Origin of the sequence: Pradoshia sp. D12 (genome assembly GCF_008935075.1) — a bacterium.
Classification (GTDB): Bacteria; Bacillota; Bacilli; order Bacillales; family Pradoshiaceae; genus Pradoshia.
In genome coordinates, this window is record NZ_CP044545.1 from 3,924,194 (window position 1) to 3,934,149 (window position 9,956).

A 9,956-nucleotide genomic window follows, 5' to 3' on the forward strand; every position below is an offset into this window, starting at 1 on the left:
ACCATATAAATGGTTTTTTATTTTTCTAAAATTTCAAGGAGTCTCTCTAAATCCTCATTGGAGAAAAATTCTATTTCTATCTTCCCACGCTTATTATTCTGTTTAATATTAACTGTTGTACCGAAACGTTCTCTTAATTGATTTTCTCTTTCCTGAATAAATATATCCTTAGCAGGGACTTTTTTTGTTTCACGTGGAACACTTTCATTCAAACCTTGAATGATCCCCTCTAATTGCCTAACATTAAGATTTTCCTTAATTACTTTATCAGCCAGAGGTTTAATATCTTTTTTTGATTTCAGGCTTAACAATGCTCTTCCATGTCCCATTGATAATTTTCCTTGAGAAATATAATCCTGAATCAATGCAGGCAATGATAACAATCGAATATGATTGGCTATATGAGGTCGGCTTTTCCCCATTCTTTTCGCCAATTCTTCTTGAGTGATATCAAGGTTTCTCAATAATGACTGATAAGCAGCACCCTCCTCTACTGGATTTAAATCTTCTCTTTGAAGATTTTCCAATAAAGCAAGTTCCATCATTTGTCGATCATCAAATTCACGAACTACAGCAGGCACAGTTTTCATTTTTGCTTCTTTAGCAGCACGAAAGCGCCTTTCTCCAGCCACTATTTCATAGCCTTTAATACTGCTTTTCCGTACAATCAGAGGCTGTAAAATTCCATGTTGAAGAATTGAGTTCTTTAATTCTTCAATAGCTTCAGGCTGAAAAGATTTCCTTGGTTGATATGGATTTGGCCGCAAATTTTTAATCGCAATCTCTTGTACCACTTCTTCTTTGCTGACTTCCATGTTAGCAATAAGGGCATCAAGACCTTTCCCCAATCCCTTACCCATTTGCAACCACTTCCTTTGCCAAATCTAAATATACTTCCGCTCCACGTGACTTTGGATCATAAATAATAATCGGCTCACCATGGCTTGGTGCTTCACTTAAACGTACGGTACGTGGAATGATCGTTTTATATACTTTATCCTGAAAGTACTTCTTAACCTCATCTATGACTTGTATACCCAGGTTTGTCCGGGCATCAAGCATGGTTAATAATACTCCCTCTATTTTTAAATCATGGTTTAAATGTTTCTGGACTAATCTAACCGTATTAAGTAATTGACTGAGGCCTTCAAGGGCGTAGTATTCACATTGCACAGGTATAAGCACAGCATCAGATGCTGTAAGGGAATTTAGAGTTAATAAACCTAAAGATGGAGGGCAATCAATAATAATATAATCATACTCATTAACGACTGCTTCTAACGCTCTTTTCAAGCGTACTTCTCTGGATATGGTAGGAACCAATTCTATTTCAGCACCTGCAAGTTGAATAGTAGCCGGTATGACATCTAGGTTTTCAACTTTCGTTGCCTTAATAACATCAGCAACATCCACATCATCAATAAGTACATCATAAATGCATTGTTCAACATCAGCCTTCTCTATCCCTACTCCACTGGTCGCATTTCCTTGTGGATCAACATCGACTAGCAAAACTTTCTTTCCTATGTACGCCAAGCAGGCCCCCAAATTAACTGAGGTTGTTGTTTTACCAACTCCTCCTTTTTGGTTTGCAATAGATATTACTTTTCCCATGTTGTCACCTGCCTCACTTTACATTCAGACTTATAACGTTTCTATTTTAACATGTTTCTATTTTTCAAAGTTCATATATTTAAAATTATCACACAGAAAGTATCGATTTTTGTAAAAAGTTTTGATTATATAAAAAAAACTGGCAACCTATCGGATTGCCAAGTTATCAATTAATCAAACTATTATTTCCTCTTTTTCGGAATACGGATTGTAATTTGATAAAAATCATCAAACTCTGTTTCCTCTGAGTCTAAGTTAATTCCATTATCCTTAACCATGCTCATTGATTGACGGATAGTATTTACCGCTATGCGCATATCCTTACTGAATGCTTTTCGGATGGCACGAGGCTTTTTGTCTTCATCAGCTGAAAGCAGTTTGTTGACTCGTTCCTCTGTCTGCTTCACATTCAGTCCTTTATCAATAATTTCTTCGACAAGCTTCGCCTGTTTTTCAGGATCTTTTAATGGGATTAAGGAGCGTGCATGTCTTTCTGTGATTGCCTTTTGCATGACCGCATTCTGAACCACCTGCGGCAATTTAAGTAAACGGATTTTATTGGCAACCGTAGATTGTCCTATTCCAAGCCTGTTTGCAAGACCTTCCTGGGTCAATTGATGCAGTTCAATTAATTTACTGTATGCCACAGCTTCTTCAATAGGAGATAATTCCTCACGTTGAAGGTTCTCTATTAAAGCAACAGATGCTGTTTCAGTGTCTGAGAGATTATTAATAATGGCAGGAATTTTATCCCAACCCAATTTACTTATGGCTCGGTATCGACGTTCACCGGCAATTATTTCAAATTGTCCATCATGGATTTCTCTGACAACAATGGGTTGAATAATTCCATGCGTTTCTATAGTCAGAGCAAGTTCTTCAATTTTCTCATCATCAAAAATACTTCTTGGTTGAAAACGATTTGGTACAATTGAAGAAATAGGTAATTTATGGATTTCGTCATGGTTTATTTCTTCTTTTTCCGTCTCAATTTCCGATTCCCTGTCAACATTTTGTTCTTTATCTCCAAGTCCAAAAAAACGTGAAAAAGGATGTTTTGTCATCCCTACACCACCTTTAAAAAACTTCCAACTAGCTTAATCATTGGCAAAAATCATATTTAAATAAGTTCAGATTGTCTCATTTTTTGGTAATAACTATCTTTATTATACCGTTTTTTAGAATATCCGTCTCAATAAAGTTTACTCTAATGGCTGCTTATTTGGTGTTCCCGGTTTTCGTGGATATTTTTTTGGCGTTTCTTTTACTTTATCTATTAAGATAATATGACGTTTGCTGTCTTCCTTTGGCAGTTGGAAATAAAAGTCCTGATCCATTTTACCACCTAAAATTGTCAACGCCTTTTTCCCTGCCAATACTTCATCATCAGCACCGGCACCTTTTAAAGCGATAAATTTGCCTCCTTTTTTTACTAATGGAAGGCATAACTCGCTTAAAACCGATAATCTGGCAACTGCTCTAGCCGTAACATAATCATATTGTTCCCGGTGTGCTGCTAATTTACCAAATGTTTCTGCACGATCATGATATAAATTGACATCCTGTAAACCCAGCTCATCTGTTAAGGTTTTTAAAAAGGTAATCCGCTTATTTAAAGAATCTACAATAGACAATTTTATTGATGGAAAGCAAATCTTTAGTGGTATACTGGGAAACCCTGCTCCCGCTCCAACATCACATAAAGAAAGATCCTGATTAAAATCAATAAAGAAAGATGGTGAGATGGAATCATAGAAATGTTTCAAATAAACCTCTTCTTTATCCGTAATAGCTGTCAGATTTACTTTTTCATTCCATTCTACCAAAAGCTTAAAATACGTTTCGAATTGGTCAAGCTGAGATGGAGAAAGAACAATTCCCTTCTCCTCTAATGCATGTTTAAATTCTGATATGTTCATTTATTTACCTCTTAATTTTGGGGTATTTTTGCAATTTTCCCTTGTTCAATATAAACGAGCAAGATAGAAATATCAGCTGGGTTAACACCTGATATACGTGAAGCTTGGGCCATAGATAATGGACGAACCTGTTTTAATTTCTGACGTGCTTCAGAAGCAAGCCCTGTAATAGCGTCATAATCAATTAAATCAGGGATTCTTTTGTTTTCCATTTTCTTCAGCTTTTCTACTTGCTGAATCGACTTTTCAATATAACCCTCATATTTAACCTGTATTTCCACCTGCTCTGCTACATCCTCAGGAACTTCACTCTCTGCAGGAATTAATTGACTGATATGTTTGTACGATAATTCTGTCCTTCTAAGCAGGTCATTGCCGCGAATGCCATCCTTTAGTTCACTGCTTCCCCATTCTCTTAAATAAGATTGGGTAGTTTCATTTGGTTTAATGATGGTAGCAGCCAGCCTTTCGATTTCATTCTGAATAGCTTGCTTTTTAGTCAAGAAGCGTTCATAACGGTCCTCACTGATCAATCCAATGCGATGGCCTATTTCTGTTAATCTCAGGTCTGCATTATCATGTCTCAGCAATAAACGATATTCAGCACGGGATGTAAGCAATCTATAAGGCTCATTCGTTCCCTTCGTAACCAGGTCATCAATCAGAACCCCAATATAGGCATCCGAACGGCTCAGAATAATCTCCTCTTCATTCAGAGCTCTGCGGCCTGCATTGATCCCAGCCATTAGCCCCTGTCCAGCAGCTTCTTCATAACCTGATGTACCATTAATTTGGCCAGCAGTATATAAATTTTTAATATTTTTTGTTTCTAATGTCGGCCAGAGCTGTGTTGGTACGATAGCATCATACTCAATTGCATAGCCAGCCCGCATCATCTGTACATTTTCGAGCCCCGGTATGGTTGCCAGGATTTCCTTTTGAACATCTTCCGGCAAACTTGTTGAAAGCCCTTGTACATATACTTCATTCGTGTCTCTGCCTTCCGGTTCAAGGAAGATTTGATGGCGTGGCTTATCATTAAAACGAACTACTTTATCTTCTATTGATGGACAGTAACGCGGTCCAGTACCCTTAATCATTCCAGAATACATAGGAGAGCGATGTAAATTATTATCGATAATCGTATGTGTTCCTTCATTTGTGTATGTCAGCCAACATGGCAACTGATCCGTAATATAGGTCGTTGTCTCATAGGAAAATGCCCTTGGTACATCGTCCCCAGGTTGTATTTCAGTTTTATTGTAATCAATTGTATCACCGTTCACTCTTGGCGGTGTACCTGTTTTAAAACGGACTAAATCTAATCCAAGCTCTTCAAGGTGTTCAGATAGCTTGATGGATGGTTGTTGATTATTTGGACCGCTGGAGTATTTTAATTCTCCTAAAATAATTTCTCCGCGTAAAAAAGTCCCTGTTGTAATAACAACTGCTTTTGAATGATAGATAGCCCCTGTCTGTGTAATAACGCCCTTACATTCCCCATCCTCAATAAGTAAGCGATCAACCATCCCTTGCATGAGGGTTAGATTCTTTTCATTTTCGAGCGTTTTTTTCATTTCGTTCTGATAGGCGAATTTATCTGCCTGTGCTCTTAACGCACGCACAGCCGGACCCTTACCTGTATTGAGCATTCTCATTTGAATATGGGTCTTATCAATATTTTTACCCATTTCTCCACCAAGAGCATCAATCTCTCTGACTACGATCCCTTTTGCAGGACCACCAACTGATGGATTACAGGGCATAAATGCAACCATATCCAAATTAATTGTTAATACAAGTGTTTTAGCCCCTTGTCTGGCAGCAGCAAGACCTGCTTCACTCCCCGCATGACCTGCTCCTATTACTATTACATCATATTCACCAGCATGATATGCCATTGTTTTACCTCCTTATTTCCCAAGACAAAACTGCGAAAACAACTGATTGATTAAACTCTCATGGACACTTTCTCCAATAACTTCCCCTAATAGTTCCCATGACTTTGTTAAATCGATTTGAACCAGATCAATTGGTACACCGGCATTAATGCCATCCAGTGCATCATCAATTGCCTGTTTTGCTTTATTCAAAAGGGCTATATGACGTGAATTAGATACATATGTCGCATCGCCGGAATTTAAATTTCCCTCAAAGAAAAGTCCAGAAATAGCTTCCTCTAAGTCATCTACACCTTTATCCTCTTTTAGCGATGTTAAAATAATCGAATAGTTCTTTGCAACAGCTTTAACTTTATCAATTTCAAGCTTTCCAGGAAGATCTGTTTTGTTAATAAGCACAATGACATCCATCCCATTGACAGCTTCAAACAAACGTTGGTCTTCTTCTGTAAATTCTTCTGCATGATTTAGCACAAGAAGTATTAAATCTGCTTTCTTTAATACCTCTCTGGAACGTTCCACTCCGATACGCTCTACTATATCTTCTGTTTCACGTATTCCGGCAGTATCCACCAAACGAAGCGGTACTCCCCTTACATTAACATATTCTTCAATGACATCCCTTGTGGTTCCTGGAATATCTGTAACAATTGCTTTATTTTCCTGTACCAAACTATTTAATAAGGAAGACTTTCCTACGTTAGGTCTGCCGACAATTACGGTTGAAATACCTTCTCTTAAAATTTTCCCCTGATGACTGGTTTGTAGTAATTTTTCAATTTCCCCACTGACATATTCACAGCGTTCCTTAAATAAGTGGTGAGTCATTTCCTCCACATCATCATATTCAGGGTAATCTATATTAACCTCCACCTGAGCTAGTGTTTCAAGGATATCCTGGCGCAATTTCTTTATCAATCTTGACAGTTTACCTTCAACTTGCCCTAAAGCTACATTCATCGCTTTATCTGTCTTCGCTCTGATTAAATCCATTACAGCTTCCGCTTGAGACAAATCAATTCTTCCATTTAAAAACGCCCGTTTTGTAAACTCTCCAGGCTCGGCTAAAGTAGCTCCCTGTCTTAAGATAAGCTGAAGTACTCTATTCACGGAAACTAAACCGCCATGGCAATTAATTTCGACGATATCTTCACGAGTAAATGTATTTGGAGCTTTTAAAACGGTCACCATTACTTCTTCTATAATGGTATTCGTTTTAGGATCTATGATATTTCCATAGTGTATCGTATGACTTGGCACATCAGTCAATCTCTTCCCTTTAGGGCTCCGATAAACAGAGTCTGCGATACTTATTGCCTCATCTCCGCTTATACGAACAATTCCGATTGCTCCCTCTCCCATCGGAGTTGATATCGCAGCAATTGTATCAAAATCCATGACCTATACTCCTTTCATAACAAAATTAAAAATCTATAATAATCGACACATACCATTTGTACCCGCCGCTCTTATCCACAACCACTAAAATGCAGTACGTATAATTTTAACTTATCCACATGTGAATAACAAGAATCTAAGCACAATCTTCCTTTTAGATATAAATTATTCAGCTAAATTGTGAACTCTGTTCTTATATTTTTTTCACCTTATATCTACTTTGCCCTAATACACTCGTTTAGATATCAGAAAGTGCAGTTCTTTTAATTATTAAAAGCCGATAAATTCAATCAATTATAACTGGAAGCATTCAAAAAAAAATCTCCGAAATCATTCGGAGATTTTGTTCACGCTATTTATTTGGCGAAATCACGATATGACGATGTGGTTCAGTACCAGCAGAGTACGTTTTAACTTTTTTATTATTCATCAGCGCCGTATGAATCACTTTTCTTTCAAATGATGGCATGGGCTCCAATGAAACTTCTTTTTTTGTATAGATAGCTTTATTAGCCATTTTTTCCGAAAGATTAACTAAAGCTTCATTTCTTCGGCTCCGGTAATCCTCTGCATCGAGCATGATCGTTAGATATTGGGTAGAGTTCTTATTTACTACAAGCTGAGTCAGGTATTGAAGGGAATTTAATGTTTGTCCCCTTTTTCCAATCAGCATGGCTATTTTCTCACCAGATAACTCAAATGTAACAACTTTGCCTTCTTGCTTATGATGAACATGTACCTCTGCACCCATTTTTTCTGCTACATTCTCGATGAATTGTTTTGCTTCTGCTAACGGATCATGCTTTACAGTCACCTTCACGATAGCCGGTCTTGAGCCAAACAGGCCTAAAAAACCTTTTTTCCCTTCATCTACAACTTGGATTTCAGTCTTTTCCTTCGTTGTATTTAATTCCTTAAGAGCAGATTCAACAGCTTCATTAACTGTTTGGGCTGTAGCGGTTACTTGTTTCACTTTTTCTTACCTCCGGCTTTTACATTTGATTTATCGGCTTTTGCTTGCTTTAAATCAGGCCCTTTAATGAAGTAAGTTTGGGCAATCGAGAAAATATTACCAACAACCCAATATAAAGATAGTGCTGCCGGGAAGTTAATTGCGAACACAATAATCATAATCGGCATAATATATAGCATCATTTGCATAGTTGGATTATCATCCTGTCCAACCATGGATATTTTTTGTTGAATAAAGGTTGTTGCACCTGCAATTAGCGGAAGGATAAAGTATGGATCCTTGTCGCCTAAATCAAACCATAGGAAACTATGATTAGCAATTTCAGTTGTTCTCATAATTGCGTGATAGAACGCAATCAAAATCGGCATTTGAACAAAAATCGGCAAACATCCTGCCAATGGGTTTACCCCATGTTTTTGGAACAAAGCCATTGTTTCCTGCTGCAGTTTTTGTTGAGTTTCAGCATCCTTAGAGCTGTATTTCTCTTTCAATCTATTCATTTCCGGTTGAATAGCCTGCATCGCTTTTGTACTTTTAATTTGTTTAATCATCAATGGTAAAATCAATAATCTAACCAAAATTGTGACCAGAATAATCGATATTCCATATTTATTACCTAATAACTCAGCCATTTTGATTATCAGCCAGGAAAGCGGATAAACAAAGTATTGATTCCAGATACCAGTACTTTCTGAATCTATTGGTTGATTGACTTCACTACATCCTGATAGAACAGCAATGAGAAAAACAACCGAACCAAAGAGAAGCATATGTTTCTTCTTCAAGCCTTATTTCCTCCTAACTACTTAAGAGGCATTAATACCTCTTATATGCCAATGAATGTATTTTAACATCTTTTAGATGTCTACGCCTAAATGTTTTAGGCTTTTTTATAACAGAAAACCTACACTACATTTTTCTCAAGACGCCAGCACGCTTTAATACATGGATTAGACTCGCTTTCGATTCATGGAAGTCCATTTCTGAGGTCGGTTTTCTTGCAACAATGATGTAATCATTCCCCTTCATGATTCGATCATCAAGCTCTAAAAAGGATTGCCTTACATAACGTTTAACACGGTTCCGTGTCACTGCATTGCCAATTTTCTTACTCACTGAAAGACCCAGACGAAAGTTTGTCTGTTCCTTCTTTAATACGTAAATAACAAATTGCCTGTTCGCAAAAGATTTACCTTTTTTAAATACTTCCTGGAAATCCTGATTCTTTTTAATCCTGCGCTCTTTGTTCATATATCCACCTGCACCTAACACATACGTTCAACTTTTAAATGGGTTTCGATTTATTTCTAATCCCATTATATTTCCATTGTACATCATTAACAAATTTACGCATTATTAAAACGCCAATCTGTATATAACTTTGATCTATTTCTCATCTTAATCATTAAAAAACGCTATAAGCTTAAAAAAAGACCACTGAAATGGTCAGTGGTCTAGGCAGATAATACTTTTCTTCCTTTACGACGACGAGCTGCAAGAACACGACGTCCGTTTTTTGTGCTCATGCGGGCACGGAACCCATGAACTTTGCTGTGTTTACGTTTATTTGGTTGGTACGTTCTTTTCATATTAGTACACCTCCCTGAGGATTACAGTTAAAGACAGTCTTTACAATTATATAGATGGTGATACGTAATTGTCAACTTATACTTTCAAACATTAAAAACTACCTTCTGATTTACAAATAAATAAATTTATATGGATCGCTTAAATTTCATTTTTAAAATTTACCTTGTTCTCTATGGATAGGTTGTGGATAATTAAATTATCACTATTTAACAATCCACACCCCTTTTCGACAGGTTTTGCACAAACCCACTTCTTGTGGAAAACTTTCATCCCCATTCACTGAGTCTTGTGGATAAATAACAAAAAACGTTGCAACTCAAGCAAATTTTTGATATCATATTTTTTGTTTTCATTCTTAATAACTTATCCACATAAATAATTATCCACAGATTGTTAATAAGCTGTGGATAGGATTTTACACAGGAGCGTATAACTTTGTCCACAGGAAGTGGATATTGTCGAAAACCTATATTCCCCATAATGTTCCTTATACATTGTTTTTTATATTTATACATTTCCTATTTATATTGTTTTAATTCAAGTTTATTGTGGTTTGGCTGT

Annotated in this window: 10 protein-coding genes; all 10 read right to left on the bottom strand. The window is 36.8% G+C overall.

The window, feature by feature from the left end:
* Positions 1-17: 17 nt before the first annotated feature.
* On the bottom strand, positions 18-860 hold the full coding sequence (locus F7984_RS18805; protein ID WP_066109707.1) for a ParB/RepB/Spo0J family partition protein: 843 nt from the start codon (positions 858-860) through the stop codon (positions 18-20).
* Positions 853-1,614 (bottom strand): ParA family protein, encoded by a 762-nt coding sequence (locus F7984_RS18810; RefSeq protein WP_066109709.1) that lies wholly within the window; start codon positions 1,612-1,614, stop codon positions 853-855. Before F7984_RS18810 ends, F7984_RS18805 begins: the two co-directional genes overlap by 8 nt.
* 182 nt (positions 1,615-1,796) lie before the next feature.
* Positions 1,797-2,678, bottom strand: a complete 882-nt coding sequence (gene noc, locus F7984_RS18815) for a nucleoid occlusion protein (protein ID WP_066109711.1) — start codon at positions 2,676-2,678, stop codon at positions 1,797-1,799.
* Between the two features lie 138 nt (positions 2,679-2,816).
* Positions 2,817-3,533, bottom strand: coding sequence for a 16S rRNA (guanine(527)-N(7))-methyltransferase RsmG (gene rsmG / locus F7984_RS18820; RefSeq protein WP_066109714.1), 717 nt, complete (start codon positions 3,531-3,533; stop codon positions 2,817-2,819).
* An 11-nt stretch (positions 3,534-3,544) separates the two neighbouring features.
* The gene (gene mnmG / locus F7984_RS18825) at positions 3,545-5,434 is read right to left on the bottom strand and encodes a tRNA uridine-5-carboxymethylaminomethyl(34) synthesis enzyme MnmG (protein ID WP_066109717.1); all 1,890 of its coding nucleotides are present in this window, start codon (positions 5,432-5,434) and stop codon (positions 3,545-3,547) included.
* A 12-nt stretch (positions 5,435-5,446) separates the two neighbouring features.
* Complete coding sequence (mnmE, locus tag F7984_RS18830; RefSeq protein WP_066109720.1) at positions 5,447-6,832, bottom strand: tRNA uridine-5-carboxymethylaminomethyl(34) synthesis GTPase MnmE; 1,386 nt, start codon at positions 6,830-6,832, stop codon at positions 5,447-5,449.
* Between the two features lie 352 nt (positions 6,833-7,184).
* The gene (gene jag, locus F7984_RS18835) at positions 7,185-7,805 is read right to left on the bottom strand and encodes an RNA-binding cell elongation regulator Jag/EloR (protein WP_066109723.1); all 621 of its coding nucleotides are present in this window, start codon (positions 7,803-7,805) and stop codon (positions 7,185-7,187) included.
* Complete coding sequence (gene spoIIIJ, locus F7984_RS18840) at positions 7,802-8,575, bottom strand: YidC family membrane integrase SpoIIIJ (RefSeq protein ID WP_066109790.1); 774 nt, start codon at positions 8,573-8,575, stop codon at positions 7,802-7,804. The genes jag and spoIIIJ overlap by 4 nt, the downstream gene beginning before the upstream one ends.
* 139 nt (positions 8,576-8,714) lie before the next feature.
* Positions 8,715-9,056 carry a ribonuclease P protein component gene (gene rnpA / locus F7984_RS18845; RefSeq protein WP_066109724.1) on the bottom strand — a complete coding sequence of 114 codons (342 nt, stop codon included), beginning with the start codon at positions 9,054-9,056 and terminating at the stop codon, positions 8,715-8,717.
* Between the two features lie 203 nt (positions 9,057-9,259).
* Positions 9,260-9,394 carry a 50S ribosomal protein L34 gene (gene rpmH / locus F7984_RS18850; protein ID WP_066109727.1) on the bottom strand — a complete coding sequence of 45 codons (135 nt, stop codon included), beginning with the start codon at positions 9,392-9,394 and terminating at the stop codon, positions 9,260-9,262.
* Positions 9,395-9,956 lie beyond the last annotated feature (562 nt).